This is a genomic window from Micromonospora sp. NPDC047793 (assembly GCF_040642635.1).
Classification (GTDB): domain Bacteria; phylum Actinomycetota; class Actinomycetes; order Mycobacteriales; family Micromonosporaceae; genus Micromonospora.
Window position 1 is genome coordinate 351453 of sequence record NZ_JBEYSG010000001.1, and the last position, 25487, is coordinate 376939.

Annotated in this window: 27 protein-coding genes; 19 read left to right on the forward strand and 8 right to left on the reverse strand. The window is 72.5% G+C overall.

All coding sequences use genetic code 11. The features are described from left to right. Positions 1 to 130: 130 nt before the first annotated feature. Positions 131 to 898 (forward strand): phosphoglyceromutase, encoded by a 768-nt coding sequence (locus ABZ738_RS01595; protein WP_131054816.1) that lies wholly within the window; start codon positions 131 to 133, stop codon positions 896 to 898. Positions 899 to 984: 86 nt separating this feature from the next. Here the strand turns inward: ABZ738_RS01595 and phoU are convergent, their stop codons facing one another. Continuing rightward, positions 985 to 1635 carry a phosphate signaling complex protein PhoU gene (phoU, locus tag ABZ738_RS01600; RefSeq protein WP_131054815.1) on the reverse strand — a complete coding sequence of 217 codons (651 nt, stop codon included), beginning with the start codon at positions 1633 to 1635 and terminating at the stop codon, positions 985 to 987. 200 nt (positions 1636 to 1835) lie between these two features. Here phoU and ABZ738_RS01605 point away from each other — a divergent pair, with 200 nt between their 5' ends. Beyond that, complete coding sequence (locus ABZ738_RS01605) at positions 1836 to 3125, forward strand: ATP-binding protein (protein ID WP_254876990.1); 1290 nt, start codon at positions 1836 to 1838, stop codon at positions 3123 to 3125. 59 nt (positions 3126 to 3184) lie between these two features. Then, on the forward strand, positions 3185 to 3868 hold the full coding sequence (locus ABZ738_RS01610; RefSeq protein ID WP_131054814.1) for a response regulator transcription factor: 684 nt from the start codon (positions 3185 to 3187) through the stop codon (positions 3866 to 3868). A 22-nt stretch (positions 3869 to 3890) separates the two neighbouring features. Here the strand turns inward: ABZ738_RS01610 and ABZ738_RS01615 are convergent, their stop codons facing one another. Then, complete coding sequence (locus ABZ738_RS01615; RefSeq protein WP_131054813.1) at positions 3891 to 4700, reverse strand: hypothetical protein; 810 nt, start codon at positions 4698 to 4700, stop codon at positions 3891 to 3893. A 71-nt stretch (positions 4701 to 4771) separates the two neighbouring features. On the opposite strand from ABZ738_RS01615, the gene ABZ738_RS01620 reads away from it, so the two are divergent. Both ABZ738_RS01620 and ABZ738_RS01625 read left to right on the forward strand, forming a co-directional pair. Then, on the forward strand, positions 4772 to 5716 hold the full coding sequence (locus ABZ738_RS01620; RefSeq protein ID WP_357210304.1) for a Ppx/GppA phosphatase family protein: 945 nt from the start codon (positions 4772 to 4774) through the stop codon (positions 5714 to 5716). Between the two features lie 98 nt (positions 5717 to 5814). After that, positions 5815 to 6624 (forward strand): sugar phosphate isomerase/epimerase, encoded by an 810-nt coding sequence (locus tag ABZ738_RS01625; protein ID WP_201272444.1) that lies wholly within the window; start codon positions 5815 to 5817, stop codon positions 6622 to 6624. Between the two features lie 118 nt (positions 6625 to 6742). Here ABZ738_RS01625 and ABZ738_RS01630 read toward each other — a convergent pair whose 3' ends face one another. The 3 genes from ABZ738_RS01630 to ABZ738_RS01640 are packed head-to-tail and all read right to left on the reverse strand — an operon-like array spanning position 6743 to position 8769. Then, positions 6743 to 7300, reverse strand: a complete 558-nt coding sequence (locus tag ABZ738_RS01630) for a CGNR zinc finger domain-containing protein (protein WP_131054778.1) — start codon at positions 7298 to 7300, stop codon at positions 6743 to 6745. Positions 7301 to 7318: 18 nt separating this feature from the next. Next, the gene (locus tag ABZ738_RS01635; protein ID WP_131054777.1) at positions 7319 to 8485 is read right to left on the reverse strand and encodes a glutathionylspermidine synthase family protein; all 1167 of its coding nucleotides are present in this window, start codon (positions 8483 to 8485) and stop codon (positions 7319 to 7321) included. Between the two features lie 2 nt (positions 8486 to 8487). Continuing rightward, a complete protein-coding gene (locus ABZ738_RS01640) occupies positions 8488 to 8769 on the reverse strand; it encodes a hypothetical protein (RefSeq protein ID WP_236145883.1) in 282 nt (93 codons plus the stop codon). A gap of 206 nt (positions 8770 to 8975) precedes the next feature. Here ABZ738_RS01640 and ABZ738_RS01645 point away from each other — a divergent pair, with 206 nt between their 5' ends. The 11 genes from ABZ738_RS01645 (at position 8976) to ABZ738_RS01695 (ending at position 19135) form a co-directional block, all read left to right on the forward strand. Next, complete coding sequence (locus tag ABZ738_RS01645; protein WP_131054776.1) at positions 8976 to 9896, forward strand: proline dehydrogenase family protein; 921 nt, start codon at positions 8976 to 8978, stop codon at positions 9894 to 9896. A 125-nt stretch (positions 9897 to 10021) separates the two neighbouring features. Then, positions 10022 to 10822 (forward strand): alpha/beta hydrolase, encoded by an 801-nt coding sequence (locus ABZ738_RS01650; RefSeq protein WP_131054775.1) that lies wholly within the window; start codon positions 10022 to 10024, stop codon positions 10820 to 10822. After that, positions 10815 to 11390: a TetR/AcrR family transcriptional regulator gene (locus ABZ738_RS01655; protein WP_131054774.1), complete on the forward strand. Its 576-nt coding sequence runs from the start codon at positions 10815 to 10817 to the stop codon at positions 11388 to 11390. Before ABZ738_RS01650 ends, ABZ738_RS01655 begins: the two co-directional genes overlap by 8 nt. Positions 11391 to 11645: 255 nt before the next feature. Next, a complete protein-coding gene (locus ABZ738_RS01660; protein ID WP_254876984.1) occupies positions 11646 to 12878 on the forward strand; it encodes a hypothetical protein in 1233 nt (410 codons plus the stop codon). Between the two features lie 50 nt (positions 12879 to 12928). Continuing rightward, positions 12929 to 14314: an HlyD family efflux transporter periplasmic adaptor subunit gene (locus ABZ738_RS01665; protein ID WP_176095288.1), complete on the forward strand. Its 1386-nt coding sequence runs from the start codon at positions 12929 to 12931 to the stop codon at positions 14312 to 14314. After that, positions 14311 to 15027 carry an ABC transporter ATP-binding protein gene (locus tag ABZ738_RS01670; protein ID WP_176095287.1) on the forward strand — a complete coding sequence of 239 codons (717 nt, stop codon included), beginning with the start codon at positions 14311 to 14313 and terminating at the stop codon, positions 15025 to 15027. Before ABZ738_RS01665 ends, ABZ738_RS01670 begins: the two co-directional genes overlap by 4 nt. Further along, entirely contained in the window at positions 15024 to 16208 is a 1185-nt protein-coding gene (locus ABZ738_RS01675; protein WP_131051861.1) for an ABC transporter permease, read from the forward strand. Before ABZ738_RS01670 ends, ABZ738_RS01675 begins: the two co-directional genes overlap by 4 nt. Before the next feature lie 224 nt (positions 16209 to 16432). After that, positions 16433 to 16642: a helix-turn-helix domain-containing protein gene (locus ABZ738_RS01680; protein ID WP_091079691.1), complete on the forward strand. Its 210-nt coding sequence runs from the start codon at positions 16433 to 16435 to the stop codon at positions 16640 to 16642. A gap of 225 nt (positions 16643 to 16867) precedes the next feature. Further along, the gene (locus tag ABZ738_RS01685; RefSeq protein ID WP_007465623.1) at positions 16868 to 16969 is read left to right on the forward strand and encodes an AURKAIP1/COX24 domain-containing protein; all 102 of its coding nucleotides are present in this window, start codon (positions 16868 to 16870) and stop codon (positions 16967 to 16969) included. Between the two features lie 118 nt (positions 16970 to 17087). After that, complete coding sequence (locus ABZ738_RS01690) at positions 17088 to 18161, forward strand: NAD-dependent epimerase/dehydratase family protein (RefSeq protein ID WP_131051862.1); 1074 nt, start codon at positions 17088 to 17090, stop codon at positions 18159 to 18161. Between the two features lie 116 nt (positions 18162 to 18277). Then, positions 18278 to 19135, forward strand: a complete 858-nt coding sequence (locus ABZ738_RS01695; protein ID WP_176096020.1) for a lysophospholipid acyltransferase family protein — start codon at positions 18278 to 18280, stop codon at positions 19133 to 19135. A 47-nt stretch (positions 19136 to 19182) separates the two neighbouring features. On the opposite strand, the gene ABZ738_RS01700 is transcribed toward ABZ738_RS01695, so the two are convergent. The 3 genes from ABZ738_RS01700 to ABZ738_RS01710 all read right to left on the reverse strand — a co-directional run bounded on the left by ABZ738_RS01700 (position 19183) and on the right by ABZ738_RS01710 (position 22210). Next, positions 19183 to 20091, reverse strand: a complete 909-nt coding sequence (locus tag ABZ738_RS01700; protein WP_176095286.1) for an HAD-IB family hydrolase — start codon at positions 20089 to 20091, stop codon at positions 19183 to 19185. A 104-nt stretch (positions 20092 to 20195) separates the two neighbouring features. Continuing rightward, the gene (locus ABZ738_RS01705; RefSeq protein ID WP_176095285.1) at positions 20196 to 21053 is read right to left on the reverse strand and encodes a DUF5667 domain-containing protein; all 858 of its coding nucleotides are present in this window, start codon (positions 21051 to 21053) and stop codon (positions 20196 to 20198) included. Positions 21054 to 21265: 212 nt separating this feature from the next. Beyond that, positions 21266 to 22210, reverse strand: a complete 945-nt coding sequence (locus tag ABZ738_RS01710; protein ID WP_131051865.1) for an ECF subfamily RNA polymerase sigma factor, BldN family — start codon at positions 22208 to 22210, stop codon at positions 21266 to 21268. A 636-nt stretch (positions 22211 to 22846) separates the two neighbouring features. On the opposite strand from ABZ738_RS01710, the gene ABZ738_RS01715 reads away from it, so the two are divergent. From ABZ738_RS01715 to ABZ738_RS01725, 3 genes are read left to right on the forward strand one after another with little or no spacing between them, the layout of a single operon-like run. Then, a complete protein-coding gene (locus tag ABZ738_RS01715; protein WP_254876983.1) occupies positions 22847 to 24505 on the forward strand; it encodes an AMP-binding protein in 1659 nt (552 codons plus the stop codon). Then, positions 24498 to 24749 (forward strand): glutaredoxin family protein, encoded by a 252-nt coding sequence (locus tag ABZ738_RS01720; protein ID WP_131051867.1) that lies wholly within the window; start codon positions 24498 to 24500, stop codon positions 24747 to 24749. The genes ABZ738_RS01715 and ABZ738_RS01720 overlap by 8 nt, the downstream gene beginning before the upstream one ends. A gap of 21 nt (positions 24750 to 24770) precedes the next feature. Continuing rightward, the gene (locus ABZ738_RS01725) at positions 24771 to 25448 is read left to right on the forward strand and encodes an HAD hydrolase-like protein (protein WP_131051868.1); all 678 of its coding nucleotides are present in this window, start codon (positions 24771 to 24773) and stop codon (positions 25446 to 25448) included. Positions 25449 to 25487: the final 39 nt, after the last annotated feature.

Here is a 25487-nt window from a genome sequence, read left to right on the forward strand (position 1 = left end):
ATGACCAATGATCGAGATGATCCCTTACAACTTAGATGTCGGCCGGAAGCCCGGTCACGCCGTTTTCCACGTGGTGGTCGTCACCCCCCTTCCCGCGCGTCCCCTCGCGGGTTGCGGCAGGATGATCCGCATGACAGCTAGCGAGGGACCCACCGTCGGGACGCTGGTCCTGCTGCGGCACGGCGAAAGCGACTGGAACGCCAAGAACCTCTTCACCGGCTGGGTCGACGTGGACCTGACCGCGAAGGGGGAGAACGAGGCGCGCCGCGGCGGCGAGCTGCTGCGCGAGCACGACCTGCTCCCCGACGTGGTGCACACGAGCGTGATGCGCCGCGCCATCCGCACCGCCGAACTGGCGTTGAACGCCGCCGACCGGCACTGGATCGCGGTGCGCCGGTCGTGGCGGCTCAACGAGCGGCACTACGGCGCCCTGCAGGGCAAGGACAAGAAGCAGACCCTGAACGAGTACGGCGAGGAGCAGTTCATGCTCTGGCGCCGCTCGTACGACACCCCGCCGCCGCCGATCGCGGACGACGACGAGTGGTCGCAGGTCGGTGACCCGCGGTACGCGCTGCTGCCGACCGAGCTGATGCCCCGCACCGAGTGCCTCAAGGACGTCGTCGACCGGATGCTGCCGTACTGGTACGACTCGATCGTGCCGGACATCCTGGCCGGTCGGACCGTGCTGGTGGCGGCGCACGGCAACTCGCTGCGGGCGCTGGTGAAGCACCTGGACCAGATCAGCGACGAGGCGATCGCCAAGCTCAACATCCCGACCGGGATCCCGCTGCGCTACGACCTGGACCCGCAGCTGCGTCCGCAGACGCTGGGCGGCACCTACCTCGACCCGGAGGCCGCCAAGGCCGCCGCCGCCGCGGTGGCCAACCAGGGCCGCTGACGCCCGCACCCGGCCCGTCGGGCTCGGACGTTAGGAAGGGCCCCCTGCTATACGCGAGGCGTTAGCAGGGGGCCCTTCCTTCGCTCTCAGGCCGGGGTGACGGGCTCGCCGGTGATCAGGTAGACCACGTGCTCGCCGCTGTTCACCGCGTGGTCGGCGAACCGCTCGTAGAAGCGTCCGAGCAGGGTGGCGTCGATGGCCGTCTCCACGCCGTACGGCCAGTCCTCGCCGAGCAGCACCCCGAACAACCCCTTGTGCAGCTCGTCCATCGCGTCGTCGTCGCTGTCCAGCTCGGCGGCGACGGTGGCGTCGGGACGCGCCAGCACCGAGGCGATCTTCTCGGCCATCCGGTCGGCGATGCCGGCCATGTCGGTGAAGACCGGCCGCAGCTCCGCCGGCACGGCCGGCGACGGGTGCCGGCGCAGCGCGGTCTTGGCGACGTGGTCGGCCAGGTCGCCCATCCGTTCCAGGTCGGCGGCGACGTGCAGGGCGGTGATCATGGCGCGCAGGTCCGACGCGACCGGTGCCTGGCGGGCCAGCAGGTCACAGACCCGCTCCTCCACCTGCCGGTAGAGCGCGTCGATCCCGGCGTCCCCCGCGATCACCGATTCGGCCGCCTGCCGGTCGGCGGTGAGCAGGGCCCGGGTGGCCTGGCGCAGCGCCGCCCGCACCCCCTCGGCCATCTCCACCAGCATCTGGCTGACCGTCTCGAGATCGGCCCGGAACTCGTCGCGCATGCTCACGTCCTGTCGGTCGGCGCCGGCACCGCGCCGGCGAGGGTTCGTGCAGGTACGCCGCCCAAGCTAGGAGCACCGGGAGGACCTCAGGTGAACGCCGGTGAACTGAGCCGGACGCGCAGGTGAACTTTCCCGGAAGTGAGAGTGCTTCGTCCCGTTCCGTACGGTAGCCGGGTCGACAATGACCCTACGATCGCCGGGTGACGTGGGCGGTGACGGTGGGAGTGGCCTCGGCCCTGGTGGTCGGGCTGGTCGCCGGACTGTCGCTGTCCCGGTTCGTCCCGGCGGCGCGCCGGTCGGCGGGCTCCGCCGGACGTGGGTGGGCCGGTCTCCGGCTCGGTAGGGGGAGGCACACGATCGTCGACGAGGTGCAGGTCGGGCTCGGCCGCCGCGCGATCGACTCGCTGCGTGCCGGAGTGGTGGTGCTCGACCCCGAGGACGTACCCGTGCTCGTCAATCCGGCGGCCCGGGCCCTGGGCCTGCTACGGACCGGTGGCCGGCCGGGCTCGATCATCGCCCACCCGCTGGTCCGTACGCTGGCCGGGCAGGTACGCCGCACCGGCGTACGCCGCGAGATCGAGCTGGACCTGCCCCGGGGCCGCGACAACGCCGGGGACAACCCGCTCGGCGTGCACCTGCGGGCGATGGGCCTGGGCGGCGGTTACATCGCCGTGGAGGCGACCGACGTGACCGAGTCGCACCGGCTGGCCCGGGTGCGACGCGACTTCGTGGCCAACGTCAGCCACGAGCTGAAGACCCCGATCGGCGCGCTGCAACTGCTCGCCGAAGCGCTGCTCGACGCCACCGAACCGGCCGGCGGTGACCGGCCGGACCTCTCCGAGGACATGGTGGCGGCCCGGCGGTTCGCCGAGCGGATCCAGCACGAGTCGACCCGCTTGGGGCGGCTGGTGCAGGAACTGCTGGAGCTGACCCGCCTCCAGGGCGCCGAGCCGCAGCCGGCCCCCGAACCGGTCGCGGTGGACTGGGTCATCTCCGAGGTGGTGGACCGGACCCGGACCACGGCCGCCGCCCGCCGGGTCCGGGTGACGGCCGACTCCGGCCGAGGGCTGACCGTGTACGGCAGCGACAGCCAACTGGCCACGGCGGTGGCGAACCTGGTGGAGAACGCCGTGAACTACTCGGGCGAGGACACCACGGTACGGATCACCACGCGCGCCACCGACGATCACGTGGAGATCGCCGTGGCGGACCAGGGCATCGGGATCGCGCCCACCGACGTGGACCGGATCTTCGAACGGTTCTACCGGGCCGACCAGGCCCGGTCCCGCTCCACCGGCGGTACCGGCCTGGGGCTGGCCATCGTCAAACACATCGCGAGCAACCATGGCGGCCGGGTGTACGTGACGAGCACTCTTGGTGGTGGGTCGACGTTCACCCTCCGGCTGCCGGCCCGACCGCCGGACGACCTGCTGGCGGCACTGCCGGCCGGTGGGATCGAGGCCGGCCCGGCCGACCTCCGGCAGGTCTGAACCACACATGGATCAGGCCGGGCACCGCCCGGTCCGACCCGGATCGAAGGGAAACACCGTTGAGCCGCGTACTGGTGGTCGAGGACGAGGAGTCCTTCTCCGACGCCCTGTCGTACATGCTCCGCAAGGAGGGGTTCGAGGTCTCTGTGGCCGCCACGGGCACGTCGGCGCTGACCGAGTTCGACCGGACCGGGGCCGACATCGTCCTGCTCGACCTGATGCTGCCCGAGATGTCCGGGACCGAGGTCTGCCGGCAGCTCCGGCAGCGGTCGCACGTGCCGATCATCATGGTCACCGCCCGGGACAGCGAGATCGACAAGGTGGTCGGCCTGGAGATCGGTGCCGACGACTACGTCACCAAGCCGTACTCTCCCCGCGAACTGGTCGCCCGGATCCGGGCGGTGCTGCGCCGGCAGACCGTCGAGACGACCGAGTCGGGCCTGCCGACGCTGGCCGCCGGCCCGGTCCGGATGGACATCGAACGGCACGTGGTGACCGTCGACGGGGGCGCGGTGCAGTTGCCGCTCAAGGAGTTCGAGCTGCTCGAACTGCTGCTGCGCAACGCCGGCCGGGTGCTGACCCGGGGACAGTTGATCGACCGCGTCTGGGGCGCCGACTACGTGGGCGACACGAAGACGCTGGACGTCCACGTCAAGCGCCTGCGCTCCAAGATCGAGCCGGAGCCGTCCACGCCGCGCCACATCGTGACGGTGCGTGGTCTGGGCTACAAGTTCGAGCCGTGATCCACCGACCGGCGACCGGTCGTCAGGCCGGGTCGGCCGGGTGCGGGGCGACCAGGCCCTGCCGGACCCGCGCCGCGCACAGCTCGGCCAGCCGGGCGTACGCGGCGGCGCCGACCAGGGCGGTCAGCTCAGGCCCGTAGGAGAGGTACATCGGTTCGCTGCCGACGTGGGCGTCGGTGGAGGACGTGCACCACCAGTCGAGGTCGTGCCCGCCCGCGCCCCAGCCCCGCCGGTCGAACTCGGCCAACGTGGAGACCAGCACCTTGGTGTTGTCCGGCCGCTTCACCCACTCCTGGTCCCGCCGGACCGGCAACTGCCAGCAGACGTCCGGCTTGTACTCCAGCGGGTGCACCCCGTCGCGCAGCGCCTGGGCGTGCAGCGCGCATCCGCCGCCGCCGGGGAAGTCGGCGTCGTTGAGAAAGACGCACGGTGCGTCCGGACCCTGGGTGGCGGTACGCCGCGCCGGGTTCTTGCCGTCCACGGTGTCGTTCTCGGTCCAGTTCTTGGTGCCGCGCCGGTAGTGCTGCCAGGTCTGCGGGGTCAGCCGCTTCACCGCGCCGCGTACCCGCTTCTCGTCGTCGGAGTCGGTGAAGAACGCGCCGTGCGAGCAGCAGCCGTCGGCGGAGCGGCCGGCGATGATGCCGTGGCAGCCCTGCCCGAAGACGCAGGTCCACCGGGACAGCAGCCAGGTGAGGTCGGCCCGGATCAGGTGCCGCTCGTCGGCCGGGTCGACGAACTCGATCCACTCCCGAGGGAAGTCCAGCGGCACCTCACGGCTGCGCGGGTCCGCCGGGTCGTCCACCAGCACGCGGAGTTCGATCTGCCCTGTCACTCGGCCCAGCGTACGCGTGGTGCAGGGGGATGGCCGGTGAGTGACGCGAACCTTGGCCCTAGTGTTTCCCCATGCGACTGGGTGTCCTCGATGTCGGTTCGAACACGGTGCACCTGCTGGTGGTGGACGCCCATCGCGGCGCGCACCCGTGGCCGGCGCACTCGGAGAAGGTGGTGCTGCGGCTCGCCGAGCAGATCGGCCCGGACGGCGCACTCCGCGACACCGGTGCGGACGCCCTGGTGGAGGCCGTCGGCGCGGCCCGCGCCTCAGCCGATGCCCTGGGCGTGGACGAGCTGCTCGCCTTCGCCACCTCGGCGGTACGCGAGGCCACCAACGCCGCCGAGGTGCTGGCGCGGGTCCGGGAGGCGACCGGCGTACGCCTGGAGGTCCTGCCCGGCGCGGACGAGGCGCGGATGACGTTCCTCGCCGTGCGGCGGTGGTTCGGCTGGTCCGCCGGTCGGCTGCTGGTGCTGGACATCGGCGGCGGCTCGCTGGAGATCGCGGCCGGCATCGACGAGAACCCGGACCTGGCGGTCTCGCTGCCGCTGGGTGCCGGTCGGCTGACCCGGGACCGGCTCGGTGTGGACCCGCAGAGCGGCCGTCCGCCCGCGCCGGAGACCGTGGACGGGCTGCGCGAGTACGTCGACGGCCTGCTGGAGCCGGTGGTCGAGCGGATGACCGGGGTGGGCTGGGACCGGTCGGTGGCCACCTCCAAGACGTTCCGCACGCTGGCCCGGCTCGCCGGCGCCGCGCCCAGCGGTGCCGGGCTCTGGGCCCGGCGTCGGCTGACCCGCTCGGGGCTGCGGCAGGTGCTCGGCTTCATCCGGCACATCCCACCGGCCCAGCTCGTCGAGTTGGAGGGGGTGAGCGCCGGCCGGTCGCACCAGCTCCTGGCCGGTGCCGTGGTGGCCGAGGCGGTCATGCGCCGACTCGGAGTCGACTCGCTGGACATCTGCCCCTGGGCGCTGCGCGAGGGCGTGATCCTGGACCGGTTGGACCGGCTCGCGCCGGTGTGAGACCGGGCCGCGACCCGATGTGACACCAGGTGTCCGTAAAATCCGATTCACGGATTAACATCGGATTAGTGCAATGGCCGGGGGCTACCCTCGGTGGTGTGACTTCCCGCGTCCCGGTGCTCCTGTCCACTTCCTCGGTCTTCCCTGAGCGGACCGCGGCGGCGTTCCAGCTCGCCGCGGAGCTCGGCTACGACGGGATCGAGGTGATGGTCTGGACCGACGCCGTCAGCCAGGACGCCGGCGCGCTGCGCGGGTTGTCCGACCACTACGGCGTGCCGGTGCTCAGCGTGCACGCCCCCTGCCTGCTGGTGACCCAGCGGGTGTGGAGCACCGACCCGTGGGAGCGGCTGCGCCGGGCGGCGATGCTGGCCGAGACGCTCCAGGCACCGACCGTGGTGGTGCACCCGCCGTTCACCTGGCAGCGGGACTACGCCCGCAGCTTCGCCGAGGGGCTGGACACGGTGGCCGACGAGTTCGGCGGGCTGCGGTTCGCGGTGGAGAACATGTACCCGGTGCGGATGGCCGGGCGGCAGTTCGTGCCGTACGCGCCCGGTTGGGACCCGACCGAGACGGGTCACCGCTCGTACACGCTCGACCTGTCGCACTGCGCCGCCTCGCACACCGACGCGCTGGAGATGGCCGACCGGATGGGTGCCGGGCTGGCGCACGTGCACCTCGGTGACGGCACCGGTGAGGGTCGCGACGAGCACCTGGTGCCCGGGCGCGGCACCCAGCCCTGCGCCGAGCTGCTGCGCTCGCTGGCCGGTCGGGGCTTCACCGGCTCGGTGGCGGTCGAGGTGACCACCCGGGGCGCGAAGAGTCGACAGGTGCGCGAGGCGGACCTGCGGGAGGCGCTGGCCTTCGCCCGCCAGCACCTGAACACCCCGTCCCCGGTCGAGGCGGCCTGACCTCAGCCGCGTCCGGTCGGGGCGGCCTGATCCCGGCCGCGTCTCGACAGGGCGGACCGGCTTCGGTCGCGTCCGGCCCGGACGGCACCGGAGGTCGCGTCCGGCGACGCGGGACCGGTCAGGAGACCGACGTCAGCGGATCGCTCTGGGCCGGCACGGCGGCCCGCTTGCGGGCACGGTGGGCGGCCACGTGCGAGCGGGTGGCGCAGCGTTCCGAGCAGAACCGGCGGCAGCAGTTCGACGAGGTGTCCAGGTAGACGTTGCCGCAGCGGTCGTCGGCGCAGACCCCGAAACGGGCACTGCCGTACTCGCAGAGCCAGACCGACAGGCCCCAGACCGCGCCGGCCAGGTACTCCGAGCTGACCGAGGCGCCCCGGCCGGTGGCGTGCATGTGCCAGTCGCTGGAGTCGTGCCCCGAGATGCGGGGCTGCACCGGGTGGACCTCCAGCAGCGAGTTCAGCTCGGCGACCGCCTGGCCGTCCCGCCCGGTGGTGCCGTACTCGAAGACGTCCCGCAGCCGCTTCTGTGCGCGCCGGAAGGTGGCAAGATCCCGTTCCGCGACCTCGTCGCGCATCCACTCGTGGTCGTCGCAGAAGATGGCCCGCAGGTCGTCGAGGTCGTCCAGGCGGGCGTTGACAAGGTCAACTCCGGTCCGGGCGTACGCGTCGAAGTTCACACTCCAACGGTAGACGACTCACCCCGGACGTGGCGCGTCGATGTAGTGCGGAAGGAATCTGGCGTAACCATCAGTGATCAGGCTGGCGCTCTCTCGCAACCCCACCCCGGCCGATTCGCCGTCCACCACCCATGCGCCCAGGACCAGGTGACTCCCGTCGAATTGGGGCAGTGCACGGAACTCCTGATAGCAGAACCCCTCACTGCCATAATCGCCCGGATTCGTGATCTCCTCACTTTCCGTGACGATCCGCACGGCGGCGCCCTCCCGACCGAGCAGGGGCTTGGCGACGTACTCGGTCATGCCGCGCGGCGAGTCCAGGTACGCCGGCAGCAGCAACTCGTGCCCCGGGTACAGCTCCCAGAGCACAGCCAACAACGCCTTGTTCGACAGCAGCAGCTTCCAGGCCGGCTCGATCCAGGTGGTCGGCGTACCCGGATCCAGCGCCAGCGGCCCGTACGGCTCGGCCAGCATCCACTCCCACGGGTAGAGCTTGAAGCAGGTGGTGACCGGTCGGTCGGCGGTGTCGACGAAGCGACGGCCGTCCCAACCGATCTCCTGGATCGGCAGCAGCTCCACGTCCAGCCCGGCCTGGCGGGCGGTCTCGGCCAGGTAACCGGCCGTCATGTGGTCCTCGCCGCTCTCCTCCTCGTTCGACCAGACCACGTGCACCCGGCGGTCGTGCAGGCCGGCGCCGATCTTCGCCCAGGCGCCCACCAGCCGCTCGTGCAGGCTGTTCCACTGGTCCAGCTCCGGGCGGGTCTGCTCCAGCCAGTACCACTGGATGATGCTCGCCTCGACCAGCGCGGTCGGGGTGTCCGCGTTGTACTCCAGCAGCTTCGGCGGCCAACTGCCGTCATACCAGAGGTCGAACCGGCCGTAGAGGGTCGGCGGCGACTCCCGCAGCGACCGGGCCACCGCCTCGGCCGCCCACTGCGGGATGCCGAACTCTTCGTACCGGTCACGGGCCACCACGTGCTCGGCGGCGGCCACCGACATCCGGTGCAACTCCTCGGTGGCCTCCTCCAGACGCAGCACCTCGTCCAGGTCGAAGGCGTACGCGGCGGTCTCGTCCCAGTACGACATGACCCCGCCGTCGGGCAGCTCGGTGTCGACGTACACCAGCCCCTGCGCGCGGATCGTCGCGTCCCAGTCGGGTCGCGGGGTGACCTGCTCCCGACGCACGCTCAGCCGCCGCAGGAGGCGAGATGGGTGCCGAAGCCGCCACGGTCCGGCACGGACGCGCCGACCGGCTCCGGGGCGCCCCGCGTGACAGCCGTGCCGACCGACGGTGCCGGGGTGTGCAGGGCCAGGGCGACTGTCTCACCGCCCCCGGTCGGGCCCATGGCGCAGTCGTCATCGTCGTCGTCGGAAGACATGTTGCAGCCGGAGAGGGCGAGCGCGAGGGCGGTGAGCGCGCCGAGCTGCACGGAGGCCGACCGGAGCCGGCGGCGGGGGCGGTTTTCCACGTCCATCGTTGTAACCGATGCACGCCACGCCCGCCGCCCGGGGTACTGGTACGCAGTCCGTAGTACGGATTTTTGTAAGGAAGGGCACCCTATTAACGCCTCAGGTATAGAAGGGTTCCCTTCTCACACCTGAGTGTTAACAGGGGGCCCTTCCTTGCACCTCGGGCGGGCGCGGTGGGGGGTGGCTCGGGCGTTACGCTCGGCTCATGCTCCGTTCCGTCATTCTCGCCGCCTCCCGGTCAACCCGGGTCGAGCGGCTCGTCGCGACGGCCCCGTTCTCCCGGGACGTCGTGCGTCGGTTCGTCGCCGGCGCCGGGACCGACGACGCGCTGCGCGTGACCCGCGTACTCGTCGACGACGGTCTCGCGGTCACCCTCGACAACCTCGGTGAGGACACCGTCACCCCCGAGCAGGCCAACGCCACCCGGGACGAGTACCTCACCCTGCTGCGGAGTCTCGCCGGGGCGGGCCTGACGCCAGCCGCCGAGGTGAGCGTCAAACTGTCCGCGCTCGGCCAGGCCTTCGACGAGCACCTGGCGTACGACAACGCGCGGGCGATCTGCGCCGCCGCCGTCGACGCAGGCACCACGGTCACCCTGGACATGGAGGACCACACCACCACCGATTCGACGCTGGACGTCCTGGCTGACCTGCGCAAGGACTTTCCGTCGACCGGGGCGGTGCTCCAGGCGTACCTGCGGCGGACCGAGTCGGACTGCCGTGAGCTGGCCTCGGCCGGGTCGCGGGTCCGGCTCTGCAAGGGCGCCTACAAGGAGCCGGAGTCGGTGGCGTACCAGTCGCCCCGCGAGGTGGACAAGTCCTACGTGCGCTGCATGAACATCCTGATGTCCGGTGACGGCTACCCGATGCTGGCCACCCACGACCCGCGCCTGATCGCCATCGGCGAGGACCGGGCCCGCTGGTTCGACCGGGGACCCGACCGCTTCGAGTTCCAGATGCTGTACGGCATCCGACCGGAGGAGCAGGCCCGTCTGGTCGGCGAGGGCTACGCGGTCCGCACCTATGTCCCCTACGGCGACGACTGGTACGGCTACCTGATGCGGCGGCTCGCCGAGCGCCCTGCCAACCTGGCCTTCTTCGCCCGCGCCGTGGCCTCCCGCAAGTAACCCCGGCCTCCCGGAGCCAGCCCGGCCTCCCGGGATCGACCGTCTCCCACCGGCCCCGGACCGTCGACCGGCGATCCGGGGCCGTCGCCTTGACGAAATTGGCTAATGAGGTTAGCTTTCTAGCTATGACTGTTAGCTTTGTCGCGCGCGACGGTGGACGTGTCGCCTACGAGGTGCACGGGCAGGGGCCGTTGGTCGTCCTGTCGCACGGCATGGGGGAGAACCGGCACTCCTACCGGCACCTGGTCCCGCTGCTGGTGTCGGCGGGGTACCGGGTGGCGTCGGTCGACGTCCGGGGGCACGGCGACTCCAGCGTCGGGTGGCCGTCGTACGCCCCGGCGGAGGTCGGCGCCGACCTGCTGGCGGTGGTCCGGGACATCGGCGGTGGCCCGGCCACCCTGGTCGGCAACTCGTCCAGCGGCGCGGCCGTCGTCTTCGCCGCGACCGAGGCACCGGACCTGGTCGAGGGCATCGTGCTGGTCGGCGCGTTCGTCGAGCAGCGCAAGCTCAACCCGTTCATGCGGCTGGCCATCGGTGCGGTGCTGCGCAGTGCCCGCCTGTTCGGGCTCTTCCACCGCACCCTCTTCCCGGTCCACCGGCCCGCCGACGACGCGGCGTACCGCACGGCGATGGTGGCGGCGCTGCGCCGGCCCGGCCGGATGGCGGCGGTACGCGGCCTGATCGTCCCGGTCGAGCCGTACTGGACCGCCGTCGCGCCCCGGGTGCGGCAGCCGGTGCTGGTGCTGATGGGTACGAAGGACCCGGACTTCGCCGACCCGGCCGCCGAGGCGCGTGCCGCACGACGACTCTTCCCGGTCGCCGAGGCGCGCATGATCAGCGAGGCCGGCCACTACCCGCACGCCGACCGTCCCGAGGCGATGGCCGGTGAGCTGACCGAGTTCCTCGCGGTGATCGACCGTGCCTAGGGCCGGGCTCAACCCCCAGGTGGTGGTACGCGAGGCGGCGAGGCTGGCGGACGAGGTCGGCTACCACAAGCTCACGCTCGCCGCGTTGGCCGGCCGGCTCGGCGTCGCCCTGCCCAGCCTCTACAAGCACGTCAGGGGCGCCGACGCGCTCGCGCAGCAACTCTCCGCACTGGCCACCGCCGAGATCGCCGACGAGATGACGACGGCTGCCGCCGGTCGTAGTGGCGAGGACGCGTTGCGTGCCGTCGCCGTCGCCTACCGGTCGTACGCCCGCCGTCATCCCGGCCGCTACCCGGCCACGCAGCGGGTACCGGACCCGGACGACCCCGCGCACGTGGCCGCCGGTCGGCGCGCGGTGGAGGTGGTCTACGCCATTCTGCGCGGGTACGGGATCGAGGGCGACGCGGCGGTGGACGGGGTGCGGATGTTCCGTGCCGCCGTGCACGGCTTCGTCTCGCTGGAGGCGGGCGGTGACTTCGGCCTGCCGCGCGAGGTCGACCGCTCGTTCGACCAGATGGTGACCGCCCTCGGAGTCGCCTACCGGAGTTGGCCCGGGTCCGAGGGCTGACCGCCCCACACCCGGCGCGTCGCGGCACTTCCGCCCGCACAGGTGGACCCGTACTCTGCGCCGGTGACCGACGGGGGATCCACGGCCGGCGACCATCCGACGCCGGCTGACGTGACGCAAGCGCCAACGACGCCGGCCGCAACGACGCCGGTCGACGCGACATCGGCTGACGCGACATCGGCTGACGCGACATCGGCTGACGCGACGCCGCGTCGGCGATGGCCACTCTGGACGGCACTGGTCGCGGGAGTGCTGGTGCTGGCCTGCGGCGTGCCGGTGGTGCTGCTGGCCGGCGGGCTGCCCGACACCGACCTCGGGAAGCCCGCCACCGCCGCCTCGCCGACCGAGAACCCGACCACGATCGCCGCCCGGCAGGCGGCCGAGCGGATCACCGCGCAGTTGGAGAAGCAGTCGGCGGCGCTGCTCGGTCGGGACCGGGCCGGCTTCCTGGCGATCGCCGCACCCGCCGCGCAGAAGGACCTGCGCCGCCGGTACGGCGCACTGACCGCGCTGCGGGTCACCCGCTGGGAGGCGCGCCCGAGCGGGCTGCCCACCTCGGCCGGACGGGCGGGCGAATGGCGGTTGCCGGTCGAGTACCGGTACTGCTTCGTGCTGCCCGACTGCACGCCCAGCCCGGTGGTGATCGAGACCCGGTGGCGCGACGGCGCGGAGCCCCGCCTGCTCGCGCTCTCCAGGTCGAAGCCCGCGCACCACGTCAGCGGCCGGTCCAACGGGCAGCCCGGCAGCCTGCCCTGGGAGGTCAGCGACCTGGTCGTGGCGGTGGGCGAGCGTACGGTCGTGGCCACCACGCCGGCGTACCGCAAACGGCTGCCGGGCCTGCTGCGGCGGGCCGAGGCGGCGGCGACGGTGGCCGACGCGTACGTGGTCGCGGGCAGCCCGCCCGACCGGTACCGGATCTTCTACGCCGGGCCGAAGGAGTGGAAACGCTGGTACGGCGGTGAGCAGCCGGAGTGGGGTGCCGGGTACGCGATCAACGTCGGCGGTGGCCACTACGAGATCGTGCTCGGACCGGAGAGCTTCGAGTACGGCCCCTACCTGGACGAGTTGCTGCGACACGAGCTGGCCCACGCCGCGTCGTTGCCGGAGAAGAACTACGCGGACGATTCGACGTGGTGGCTGAGCGAGGGACTGGCCGAGCAGGCGGGCGTCGACGGCCAGCCGGTCGGGCGGTACGAGGGGCTGGACGCGGTCCGTGAGCTGGTCGAGGGGGACTGGGACGGGAAGCTGGAGAGCCTGATCCCCGACGCCGACACCCCGCAGGAACTGGTCAACGGCAGCTACGGCACCGCCTTCCTGGCGGTCCGCTACCTCGTCGACCGGTTCGGTGAGGAGCGGGTGCTCGCCTTCGCCAAGGCCGTGCTGCACGACCTTCGTGTGCCGGCACAGGTCAGCGAGGAGATCTTCGAGGAGGAGTGGAGCACCCTGCACAAGGAGTGTGTCGCGTACATCCGCGCCACGGTGCGCTGACCACGGCGGCGCGCCGCAGGTCTGACGGGGGCGACTCGTAGCATGGGCGGGTGCGCCGCACCGACTCGCCGCGGCTGCCCGCAGTCACGCGGCCCCGCCTGCTCACCGCCCTGACCGCCGTCGCCGTCCTGACCCTCACCGGTGCCGCCTCGTGCGGCGAGGATCCGCCCTCGATCTCGCTCGCCTCGGCCGTGCTCGCCCCGGTGGCCGAGGAGATCGACGCTCCGGCCACCGTGACCGCCCGCGCGGCGGCCACCCTCACCGCCCCCGCCGACGGCACGCTGGCCAGCCTCCGTGTCGAGCCGGGCGAACGCGTCCGGCGCGGCCAGGTGCTCGCCGTGGTCGAGTCACCCGCCGCGCGGGAGCGGCTCCGGCAGGCGCGGGGCGCGCTCACCGCCGCCAGGCGGGCCGGGGCCGGCGGTGGCGGTGGCGATCTCGCCGGTAGCCTGCGCGGCACCGACCGCGCGGCCGACGAGGCGCACGAGGCGGCCCGCGCCGCCGCCCGCAAGATCAGCGATCCGACGTTGCGCAAGGCGCTGCTGGCCCAGGTCAAGGCCGCGCAGAAGCGGTACGACGCCGCCGCCCGCACCGCCGACCAGGCGGTACGCGAGGTGCAGCGCGGCGTACGCAACCTGAACTCCGCCGTCGGCGCGCTCGCCACCGCCCAGCGCCTCCAGGCCCAGCAGGCGTACGACCTGGCCAAGTCGACCGTCGACGCGTTGACGTTGCGGGCGCCGATCGCCGGAGTGGTGCAGCCGGGCGGCGTCGCTGCCGGGGGCGATCCGTCCGGTGCGCTCGCCGGTCTGCTCGAATCGGGCGGGCTGCCGCCCGGGCTCGACCCGGCCGCGCTCGGTGGCGCCCCGGCGGGACCCCCGGCCGGCGTGGACACCGCCGTCCCGGTCGGCGGCCGGGTCACCGCCGGCACTCCGGTGCTGACCGTGGTGGACACCGGCGAGCTGGGTCTGCTGGCCGAGGTCGACGAGACCGACGTGCTGCTGGTCCGGACCGGGCTGACCGGCACGGTGGAGCTGGACGCGGTGACCGGTGCCGTGTACGACGCCACCGTGAAGTCGATCGACGTGCTACCCAGCACCTCGGCCCGGGGCGGGGTCAGCTATCGCGTCCGGCTCTCTCTCGGCCCGGGGCGGTTCGGCGAGGCGGAACCGGCTCCGGCGCCGCGCCCCGGCATGAACGCGGTGGTGCGGCTGCGGGTCCGGGAGGCGGCGGACGCGGTGACCGTACCCGCCTCGGCGGTCTTCTCCGTCGACGGTCGGGACACGGTCTGGCTGATCCGCGAGGGTCGGGCCGGCCAGGCGGCGGTCACCGTCGGCGTGCAGGGCCAGGACCTGGTGCAGATCGTCGACGGGGTGCAGCCCGGCGACCGGATCGTGGTGCGCGGCACCGACCAGGTCCGGGACGGCCAGGAGGTCGGGTGAGCCGGGTTCCGGCGATCGAGGCGGTGGACGTCTCCCGGACGTACCAGCTCGACGGGATCTCGGTACCCGCCCTGCGCGGCGTCACGCTGACCGTGGCGGCCGGTGACTACGTGGCGCTGATCGGGCCGTCCGGTTCGGGCAAGTCCACGCTGATGCACCTGCTCGGCGGCCTGGACCGGCCGACCGGTGGTCGGCTGGCGATCGACGGGCGGCAGGTCGGTGCGCTCTCCGCACCCGAGCTGGCCCGGCTGCGCAACGAGACCATCGGCTTCGTCTTCCAGGCGTTCCACCTGCTGCCGCGTACCTCGGCGGTGGAGAACGTGGCGTTGCCCCTGGTGTATCGGGGGGTGGGGGCCCGCGAGCGCCGCGCGCGGGCCGCCGCGATGCTCGGGCGGGTCGGTCTGGGGCACCGGTTGGACCACCGTCCCAACCAACTCTCCGGCGGTGAGCAGCAGCGGGTGGCGATCGCGCGGGCGCTGGTCACCGACCCGACGGTGCTGCTCGCCGACGAGCCGACCGGCAACCTGGACAGCACCACCGGCGCGGCCGTCCTGGAACTGCTGGAACAGCTCAACGTCGAGTCCGGCGTGGCGCTGGTGATGGTCACCCACGACGCGGAGGTGGCGGCCCGGGCCCGCCGCCGGATCACGATGCGCGACGGGGTGATGGTCGCGGACAGCGCGGCCGGCACGGACGACGGGGTACTCCGGTGAGGCTCGCGGAGGCATGGCGGGTGGCCTGGGACGCGCTGCGCGCGAACCGGATGCGCAGCGCGCTGACCATGCTCGGGGTGATCATCGGCGTCGCCTCGGTGGTGCTGCTGGTGGCGATCGGCACCGGCACCAAACAGACGGTGGAACAGCAGGTCGAGGGGCTCGGCTCCAACCTGCTGCTGGTCGTGCCGGGGCGCCTCGACGTCGGGTCGGCCCCGGCGGTGTCGCCGCTGACCCTCAAGGACGTGGACGCGGTCGGCCGGGTGGTCGGGGATCCCAGCCGGGTGGCCGTGACGGTCGCCTCCGGCGCCACCGTGCGGGCCGGGACCCGGCAGGACTTCACCACCGTCCAGGGGGTGCTGGAGACCACCCCGGAGGTCTTCGCCCGGGAGTTGGGCCGGGGCCGCTACCTGACCCGGTCCGACGTGGACACCGGACGGCGGGTCGCGGTGCTCGGCGACTCGGTCGCCCGGGCGCTCTTCCCCGACCGGGAGGCGGTCGGCCAGCAGGTCACCGTGGCCGGCGTACGGTTCCGGGTGATCGGGGTCTTCACGCCGCTGGGGCAGAGCCTCGGCGTGGACCGGGACGACGAGGTGCACATCCCGGTGACGGCGGCCCAACGGTTGTACGGCACCCAGCGGGTCGACGCGATCGCGGTCAAGGCCCCGGACCGGGAGCGCATCGACGAACTGGGCGAGCGGATCGTGGCCGAGTTGAACGGCCGGCATCCGGGCACCGAGTTCAGCGCGGTCACCCAGGAGCAGATCCTCGGCGTACTCGGTGACATCCTCGGCATCCTGACCGGCGTACTCGCCGCCATCGCCGGGATCTCGCTGCTGGTCGGCGGCGTCGGGGTCTCCAACATCATGCTCGTCTCGGTGCGCGAGCGGACCCGGGAGATCGGGCTGCGCAAGGCGGTGGGCGCCCGTCCGCGCGACATCGGCATGCAGTTCCTGCTGGAGGCGGTGCTGTTGACCTCGGTCGGCGGGCTGACCGGGATGGCCCTGGGAATCGGCGGGGCGCTGCTGGTGTCCGCCCTGTCGCCGATCCCGGCGGCGGTGACCTGGTGGTCGTTGGCGCTGGCCTTCGGTGTCTCGGCCGCGGTCGGGATCGTCTTCGGAGTGTTGCCCGCACAGCGGGCCGGTCGGCTCGACCCGGTGGTGGCGCTGCGCGCCGAGTGACGGTTCTCGTCAGGTGGCCGAGGATGATCGGTTGCCGGATCCGCTCGCATCCACCCGACCAGGGGTTTTTCGCCCCAGTGCCCCGGTCGAATCATGATCAGTTGCAGGAAGGGATCGCGCCGGTCACAGCCGTCCCGCTACCGTACTGGTAACACGCGCGTCGCCGGCCGCGCGGGAGGACCCGTGGGGCGGCACGCGCCGGGCATGGGATGGGTCGGTGAGCCATGGCCGGGTCGCAGTCCGATGGTCGGCTGTCGGATGTCAAGTTCCTGACCGTCGCCGAGGTGGCAACGGTCATGCGGGTCTCCAAGATGACGGTCTACCGTCTCGTGCACAGCGGTGAGCTGACCGCGGTGCGGGTGGGCAGGTCGTTCCGGGTGCCCGAGCACGCGGTGCACGAATATCTCCGTGGCGCCTTCCAGGAGACCGCCTGATCCACGGGGCCGACCCGGTCGCTGCGGGCCCGGTGAACGGGCATCGACCGGGGGCGCGTTGGTCCTGCTGACGCATCCCCGCTACGCTGGACTGGAGATCGTGACCGCTGGTGCGCTCTGCCGCCCACTCCGCCGGTCCGGTCCGCTGTCCGCAAGCGGTCGCCGACACCACGGACTCGTGGTGTCTTACCGGTCGCGCCGCACGTTGCATCGAAAGGCTTTCGTATGGGCTCGGTGGTCAAGAAGCGCCGCAAGCGCATGGCTAAGAAGAAGCACCGCAAGCTGCTGCGCAAGACCCGCGTCCAGCGTCGCCGTCTCGGCAAGTGACCGTGTGCCGGGCCCTGGCCCGGCATTCGTCGCTTGCCAACTGTCGACCCTCGGAGGCTCAGGTGATCAGGCCGTGGCTGTCCCGGCTCGGTCCCGTAGGCCGGGGTAGGTGCGAGACATGACCCCCGGTGGCTCATCGAGCCCTCCGGGGGTTGTCGTCGTGACCGGGGTCAGTCGATACCTCGGCGCGCACGTCGCCGCCCGCCTCGCGGGTGATCCCCGGATCGCCCGGGTCATCGGCGTCGACCTGGCCGAGCCCGGCCCCGAGGTGGCCGAGCTGTTGGCGCAGGTGGAACGGGTCCGGGTGGACGCCGGGTCGATCGGCGGTCTGCTCGCCGACCTCGACGTCGACACCGTGGTGCACCTGGCCCTGGTCAGCGCCCCGGATTCGCAGCACGGCGGGCGTGCGGCGATGAAGGAACAGAACGTCATCGGCACCATGCAGCTGCTCGCCGCGTGCCAGCGGGCTCCACGGTTGCGCAAGATCGTGGTCCGGTCCTCCACCGCGGCGTACGGCGCCTCGTTCCGCGACCCGGCCGTCTTCACCGAGGAGACCGAACCCCGCGAGGTGCCGCGCGGCGGTTTCGGCCGCGACATCCTCGACATCGAGGGGTACGTGCGCGGCTTCCGTCGCCGGCGCTCCGACGTCACCGCCACGGTGCTGCGCTTCGCCCCCTTCATCGGCTCGACCGCCGACACCACGCTGACCCGGTACTTCTCCCAACCGGTGGTGCCGACCATCTTCGGCCGGGACGCCCGGTTGCAGTTCCTGCACTTCGACGACGCCCTCGAAGTGCTGCACCGGTCGGTCGTCGAGGACCATCCGGGCACCTACAACGTGGCCGGTCCCGGTGTGCTCGCGCTGTCCCAGGCGATCCGGCGGGCCGGCCGGATCTCGGTGCCGGTCCTGGAACCGGGCGTCGCCGGTGCCGTCGCGTTGGCCCGGACGATGGGCTTCGGGCGGTACGGGCTCGATCAGGTCGACCTCTTCGTGCACGGCCGGGTGGTGGACATCTCCCGTCTGGAGCAGGAGTACGGCTTCACCCCCCGCTCGACCGCCGCCGCCTTCGACGACTTCATCCGCGCCCACCACGGCCGGGCCGTGGTGACCCGGGAACAGTTGGCCGTCGCCGAGCAGATGGTGCTCGACAGCATCCGCCAGGCCCGGGCCGCCGTACGGGAGCGTTCGTGACCGGGCCGGAGGAGCAGCGCGACGAGGCGCACCTGGACGACCGGTACGCCCCGTCCCCGGTGCCGGCGGAGCTCGACCCCGTCCGGCGCAACGGGCACCGTCCCGCCGAGGCGGCGGTGCCGGACCGGACCGGTGACGTCTGGGACCGGCGGGTCGCCGGCGGACTCGCGTTCCTGCGTCGGCGGTTGGCCGGCGACTACGAGGTGGACGAGTTCGGCTTCGACCCGGAGCTGACCGAGGCGGTCTTCCATCCGCTGCTGCGCCGCCTTTATCGCGACTGGTTCCGGACCGAGGTCACGGGGCTTGCGAACGTACCCGCCGACGGGGCGGGACTGGTGGTCGGCAACCACTCCGGCACCGTGGCGCTGGACGCGCTGATCCTCTCCACGGCGCTGCACCACGAGCACCCCGCCAACCGGTATCTTCGCCTGCTCGGCGCCGACCTGGTCTTCCGGATGCCGGTGGTCTCCGAGATCGCCCGCAAGACCGGTGGCACGGTGGCCTGCAACCCGGACGCCGAACGACTGCTGCGCGGCGGCGAGCTGGTGGGTGTCTTCCCGGAGGGCTTCAAGGGCATCGGCAAGCTGTACGCGGACCGCTACAAGCTGCAACGCTTCGGGCGGGGCGGGTTCGTGTCGGCGGCACTGCGCACCGGCACCCCGATCATCCCGGTGGCGATCGTCGGTGGCGAGGAGACCTATCCGATGCTCGCCGACCTCAAGCCGCTCGCCCGACTGCTCAAACTTCCGTACTTCCCCGTGACACCGACCTTCCCCTGGCTCGGGCCGCTGGGCATGGTGCCGCTGCCGAGCAAGTGGCTGATCGAGTTCTGTCCGCCGATCCCGACGGCCCACCTGGTCGACTCGGCGGACGACCCGCTGGTCGTGTTCAACCTTGCCGACCAGGTGCGGGAGACCATCCAGCAGACCGTGCACCAACTGCTCGAACGCCGCCCGGACCCGTTCGGCCCGTAGCCGTCCCCTGCCGCCGGCGTCGACCCGGTGCGTGGCGTCGACCCGGTCTAGGGTGCGGTGCCGCGTCGGGTGCGTCCGGAGGGGGCGTCGGCCGCGCGGCGGCGGCGTTGAAGGGCGACTCCGGCGGTGACCGCTCCGGCGACGAGTCCCGCTGCTGCCGTGGACGGGAGAGCGATCTTGACCGCCCGACGGCCGGTGCGGAAGTCGCGTACCTCCCAGCCGCGCTGCCGGGCCTGACGCAGCAACGTGCCGTCCGGGTTGACCGCCACCGCGCGCCCCACCAGCGACAACATCGGCAGGTCGTTGGCGGAGTCGCTGTAGGCAGCGCACCGGGTCAGGTCGAGGCCCTCCACCGCGGCGAGCTGGGCGACCGCCTCGGCCTTGAGCGGGCCGTGCATCAGGTCACCGACCAACCGACCGGTGTACGCCCCGTCGACGATCTCGGCGACCGTACCGATCGCGCCGGTCAACCCGAGCCGGGTGGCGATCACCCGACCGATCTCCACCGGGGCGGCGCTGACCAGCCACACCCGTTCACCGGTGTCCAGGTGGCCCTGCGCCAACCGGCGGGTCCCGGCCCAGATCCTCGGCGCCATCAGCTCGTCGAAGATCTCCTCGGCAAGCCGTTCGACGTCCTGGACCCGCCAGCCCTCGACGAAGGCGAGTGCGGCCTCCTTGGCCTGGGAGATGTCCCCGGCGTGTTCGCGGGCGAGCAGCCGGAACCGCAACTGCTGCCAGGCGAACCGGGCCAGGTCCCCCGTGGTGAAGTAGTTGCGTGCGGCGAGCCCACGGGCGAACCAGTAGATCGAGGCGCCCTGCATCATCGTGTTGTCCACGTCGAAGAAGGCGGCGGCGCGGGGATCCGGCGCGGCCGGGGGAGCGGGCTCGGTCTGCGCCCAACCGGTGGTGTGCCCGTGCACGTCGGTGCTGACGGTCACCTTGCGGCTGCGCGCCACCTGCACCCCCTCATGTCGCCCACCCTGAGCCCACTGTCCTCAGCGAGGGTATCCGGAGCAGCGGTCACCGCCGCCGGACGCGGGGACGGCGTACGCCCGCCGGGTCAGGCGCAGGCGCCGGGGGTGGGGCCGAGGTCGTCGCTGGCGGTGCCACCCGACCGGCCGCAGGCGATGGCGGCGCGCAGGGCCTCGGTGCGCTCCGCGACCATGTCCAGCAGCTCCAACGACTCGGCGGTCCGCTCCCGGTCGGCGCGGGAACCCCGCTCGGCCAGCGCGTCGAGTGTGCGCCGCTGCCCGGTGAGGAAAGCGTCGACGGTGTTCAGTGCCGTCGGGTCCGCGCGCCGGACGGCGGCACCGGTGAGTTGGCGTACGCCCTGGCGGATGTCCGCGTCCATGTCGTCCAGCACGCCGCGGTAGCCGGCGCGGCTGCCGTTGAGCGAGGACGCCTCGGCCAGCCGGGTCCGGGCGAAGTCGAGGAAGAGCTGCCCACGGCTGATCTCGGAGCTGGCGAGCGCCAACTGGGCGCGCTCGGTGCTGCGCTTCATGCCGTACAGCGCGTCACCGGGCACCGCGTTCTCGCTGGCGGCGGAGATGCCGGAGACGGCGATGGCGCCGGCCGCGATGCCGACCAGGATCGCGCCCCGGGCGCGGGCCCGCCGGGCGGTGACGGCCGGTAGCAGCGATCCGCGACCGGTGGTGGTCTTCGCGGCCGGTGCGGCGACGGTGGCCCCGATGCCCTCCCGGTCGGCGGTGGCCAGCAGCATCGCCCGCAGGCCGGTCCGGAACTCCGGGTCGACCTCGGTACGCGGCGGGTTGGCACCGAGTTGTCGGCCGAGCGCGACGAGCGGCGCGAGCTGGTCGTCGGCGCGGGACCGGACGTGATGACGTAGGCCACCGTTGGCTTCGTCGAGAAGCTGCGCGAAGCGCTCGGTGCGCCGACGGGAGAAGAGGGCGTTGTCCACCGCGGCACCTCCTCTCGCTGGTCGCGGCCGGTCGGCCGCGTTCACCACCAGCGACCGACCACCGCATGACACCGGAGACGGAAACCCTCGTCGGCACCGCCGCCGGTCCACCTCGGAGGTTTCCGGCCGGTCATCGGTCGCACCCGGAGAAACGCGCCGTGCCGGGGCCGGGTTACGGGCCGGCCGGCGGCGAAATCACCCAACGTGATCGGCTACGGCTGGAAACCGTCCGGGAGAAGTCGGGCCAGCGCCCGCACCGCGCGGTACTGCAACGCCTTGATCGCGCCCTCGTTCTTGCCCATCGCACGGGCGGTCTCGGCGACCGAGAACCCCTGGAGGAACCGCAGCACGATGCACTCCTGCTGCTCCGGGTTGAGCCGCTTGACCGCTGTCAACAAGGCGACGTTCGTGATGTGCTCCACCACCGCCGCCTCCGGGCTGCCCTCGGGGCCGCGGTCCTCGCGGTCGGCGTCGAGGACGTCGCCGGTGGTGACCTCCAGCCGGTACCGGCCGGATTTGAAGTGGTCGGCGACCAGGTTGCGGGCGATCGTCACCAGCCAGGCGCCGAGATCCCGGCCCTGCCAGGTGAAACTGCCGATCCGCTTGAGCGCCCGCAGGAACGTGTCCGAGGTGAGGTCCTCGGCGAGTTGCCGGTTGCCGACCCGGAAGTAGACGAAGCGGAAGACCGTGTCGACGTACCGGTCGTAGATCAGCCCGAACGCCTCGGACTCGCCGGCCTGGGCGCGCTCGACCAGGGCCCAGACCTCGGTGGCCGGGTCGGAGGGGTCGGGACGGCTCGGGAACCCGGTGGAGGTGCCGGCCGAGGAGACTGCGGGCAGCACCGCCGTCTCCGAGGTGGACACCTCGGTGACCGGGGCGTCCCCGCTGCGGCGGGCCTGGGCCGGCATGGTCGGTCGACTCGGTGAGGCGACCCGGCCTCCGGCGGGTTTCGCGTTCCCGCCGGGCGTCGGTGGTCGGGGTGGCGGATCGTTCTGATGTGGTCTGCTGCCCACCCGCGTCACGGCGCTCTCGCCGCGTGGGGGCAGGTTCCCCGTGCTGTCCTGCTGGCCGTGAGCGTTGCCGCGCTCGTTGACCGGCGTACGTGCCAGTGGGCCGGGTAGGCCGACCGGGCGGGATGCGAAGCCGAAGGCGGTCATCGGGCCGCCTCCGTTGCACCGGCCGTCGCGCCGACGGTGCCCGGTCGATCGATCGGGCCTCCGTCGGGCAGGGCGGCTCCGGGGTGTGCCGACGGGCGGCAGTTCCCCTTGAGGTGCTGGTCCAATGCGCTCACGGGCACGGGGGCCTCCTCGGGCTGAGGGGTGTCGACTCACGGCAAAATGGGGTGAGCCGACCCGAGTGATGATAGGGCCAACGTCACCCGCGCGTGGCAAGTCCGTTACACAGGGCCAAAGTATTTCCCGGCGGGTCGCACACCTGGCGGACCGGTTGTCCGTCGGGGGTTGTTGACAACTGGCCGACGAGCTGGTTGGGCATGTATCCCCTGGTCAGAGTCGTGGTGGGACGGTGCGTACAGCGACCTGCGTGCCTGCGGCGGTGCCGGACGCGGCCGGCTGCGGCGACAATCCGGCGGGGCTGTCGCACACCGTCGGTGACCCCTCGGGAGTTCCGTGCACGGGACCGGGCTGCGTCCTCGGTGGCCGAGGTGATGCCGTCCGATCGGGACCGTACCGGGACGGACCGGTCGGGACGACAAGCCGGTGTTCCCGGATCGGTGTCGGTCACCGCCCGGGAGGCATGGCCGGGCGGCGCCGGCTGTGCCAGACTCAGCCACCGTGCAGGACCGAGACGCAACCGTCGGGCCGGGGTCGCACCCCGCCGCCGACGAGGACGCAGGCACTGCCGCCCGGCCGCAGGTGGCCGACGGCACCGGGCCGAATCTCGCCGAACGTCTGACCCGGGCGGCCCGGAGTAGTCCGGACAAGCCGGCGCTGTGTTCCTCCGACCGGACGATCACCTGGTCCGAACTGGACGAGGCGGTGACCGGGGTCGCCCGGGCGCTGGCTCAGACGGTCCCGGACGCTGGCGGCCGACCGGCGCGGGTGGCCGTGGCGCTGCCCAACTCTCCGGACTTCGTGGTCGGTCTGCTCGGTGCGCTGCGGGCCGGACTGACGGCGGTGCCGGTCAACCCCACGCTGACGGCCCGCGAGCTGCGGCAGGTGCTGGCCGACTCGGCCGCGTCCGTGCTGATCGGCACCGAACGTCTTCGTGACCTGGTGGCCGACGTCGAGCTGCCCGCGCTGCGCGCCGTACACCTCAGACCTCCCGTCGCCGACGGGGGGCCGCAGACCTTCCCGGCGCGGTCCGCCGACGACCTGGCGGTGCTGCTCTACACCTCGGGCACCGAGGGGCGGCCGAAGGGCGCCATGCTCTCGCACGGCGCCCTGGCGGCCAACCACGACCAGGTCGGCCGGATCGTGCCGCCGGTGGTCGGGCCGGACGACGTGGTGCTGCTGGCGTTGCCGCTGTTCCACGCGTACGGGCTGAACACCGGACTCGGTGCGGTGCTGCACCACGGCGCGACCGGCGTACTCGTCGACGATCTTGGTGCCGACGCGGCGCTGGCCGAGATCGCCCGGCACCGGGCCACCGTGCTGGTCGGCGTGCCGTCGATGGTGCAGTCCTGGTCACGGGCGGACGCCGAGGTGCTGGCCGAGGCGATGGCAGCGGTGCGGGTCGTGGTCTGCGGCGCGGCGCCGCTCGACCCGGCCGACGCGGCGCGTTTCATCGAGGCCGCCGGTAGGCCGGTGCAGATCGGCTACGGCCTGACCGAGACCGCCCCGGTGCTCACCTCGACCCTGGTCGGCGGGGAGCCGAAGCCGGGCTCGATCGGCCGCCCGCTGCCCGGCGTCGACCTGCGGCTGGTCGGGGCGGACGGGAGCGAGCTGTGGCGCGACGGCCTGGCCGCGCCCGACGACGACGCGGAGGAGTGGGACCTCTCCGACCCGGTGGCCGGCACCGACCCCGGTCAGATCGTGGTGCGCGGGGCGAACCTCTTCTCCGGGTACTGGCCGGACGGCACGGGTGGGCCCGACCGGGACGGCTGGTGGCCCACCGGCGACGTCGCGTACGCCGACGCCGACGGTGATCTCTTCCTGGTCGACCGGCTCGGCGAGCTGATCCTGGTCAACGGCTTCAACGTGTACCCGCACGAGGTCGAGTCGGTGCTCTGCGCCCATCCGGCGGTGGCGGAGTCGGCGGTAGTGGGGGTGCCGCACCCCCGGACCGGGGAGACTGTCCGGGCGTACGTGGTGGCGGCGGCGGGGCATCGGGCGACCGGTGCCGAGCTGATCGCGCACTGCGCGCGTAATCTGGCCAGATTCAAGTGCCCCACCGACGTCGAGTTCGTCGACCTGCTGCCGCGCTCGGTGATCGGGAAGGTGCGCAAGACCCTGCTCCGACCCACCGCCACGACGGAGGAGACCGATGCGTGAGCCCCGCCTGACCCTGATCACCCGACCTGGCTGCCACCTCTGCGAGGACGCCAAGGCGGCCCTCGACCGGGTCGTCGCGGTCACCGGCGACCGGTGGATCGAGCAGGACGTGAGCGGCGACGCCGAGATGGAACGGGAGTACGGCGACCGGCTGCCGGTGGTGCTGCTCGACGGCAAGGAGCACGGCTACTGGCGCGTCGAGGAGCAGCGGCTGCTGAAGGATCTGACCACCCCGCAGCTCTGAGGCCGCCGGTAGGGTGCGCTGATGACCCCTGCGCGCACCCATCTGGTGTGGGACTGGAACGGCACCCTGCTCAATGATCTCGATCTGGTGGTGGCCTGCACCAACGCCGCCTTCGGCAGCGCGGGCGGGCCGTCGGTGACGGTCGCCGAGCACCGGGTGCGGTTCCGCCGACCGATCGCCGACTACTACGCGGACGTACTCGGCCGGGCCGTGGACGAGCAGGACTTCGGACGCCTCGACAAGATCTTCCACGACGCGTACCGGCGGGGGTTGACCGGCTGTGAGCTGGCCCACGACGCCGCGGACGCGATGGCCGCCTGGCCGGGCAGCCAGTCGCTGTTGTCCATGTGGTTCCACGACGAGCTGGTGCCGGCGGTCCGGACGTACGGGCTGACCGGCCGGTTCGTCCGGGTCGACGGATGGCGGGACCAGGTCGGCGGGGACCGCAAGGCCGAGTCGCTGGCCCGCCACCTGGCCGAGATCGGGGTGGACGGCCGGTCGGTGGTGGTGATCGGGGACTCGATCGACGACGCCGACGCGGCGCACGCCGTCGGCGGGCGTGCCGTGCTCTACAGCGGCGGATTCACCGACCGGTCCCGGCTGGTGGACTCCGGCCACCCGGTCGCCGACACCCTGGTCGAGGCCGTGACGCTCGCCACCGCGCTGGCCGATGTGCCGACGGTGGAATCGCCCAGCTGAGTCGAAACGGGTGTCACCGTGTGTGGTCGCGGTCTTCCG

Excerpts from the sequence above, each read along its gene's own strand:
- ABZ738_RS01595 (WP_131054816.1), top strand. The coding sequence starts at position 131 with ATGACAGCTAGCGAGGGACCCACCGTCGGGACGCTGGTCCTGCTGCGG.
- phoU (WP_131054815.1), bottom strand. The coding sequence starts at position 1,635 with ATGCGCGACGAGTTCCGGGCCGATCTCGAGACGGTCAGCCAGATGCTG.
- ABZ738_RS01620 (WP_357210304.1), top strand. The coding sequence starts at position 4,772 with ATGCGACTGGGTGTCCTCGATGTCGGTTCGAACACGGTGCACCTGCTG.
- ABZ738_RS01645 (WP_131054776.1), top strand. The coding sequence starts at position 8,976 with ATGCTCCGTTCCGTCATTCTCGCCGCCTCCCGGTCAACCCGGGTCGAG.
- ABZ738_RS01650 (WP_131054775.1), top strand. The coding sequence starts at position 10,022 with ATGACTGTTAGCTTTGTCGCGCGCGACGGTGGACGTGTCGCCTACGAG.
- ABZ738_RS01680 (WP_091079691.1), top strand. The coding sequence starts at position 16,433 with ATGGCCGGGTCGCAGTCCGATGGTCGGCTGTCGGATGTCAAGTTCCTG.
- ABZ738_RS01685 (WP_007465623.1), top strand. The coding sequence starts at position 16,868 with ATGGGCTCGGTGGTCAAGAAGCGCCGCAAGCGCATGGCTAAGAAGAAG.
- ABZ738_RS01690 (WP_131051862.1), top strand. The coding sequence starts at position 17,088 with ATGACCCCCGGTGGCTCATCGAGCCCTCCGGGGGTTGTCGTCGTGACC.
- ABZ738_RS01710 (WP_131051865.1), bottom strand. The coding sequence starts at position 22,210 with ATGACCGCCTTCGGCTTCGCATCCCGCCCGGTCGGCCTACCCGGCCCA.
- ABZ738_RS01720 (WP_131051867.1), top strand. The coding sequence starts at position 24,498 with ATGCGTGAGCCCCGCCTGACCCTGATCACCCGACCTGGCTGCCACCTC.
- ABZ738_RS01725 (WP_131051868.1), top strand. The coding sequence starts at position 24,771 with ATGACCCCTGCGCGCACCCATCTGGTGTGGGACTGGAACGGCACCCTG.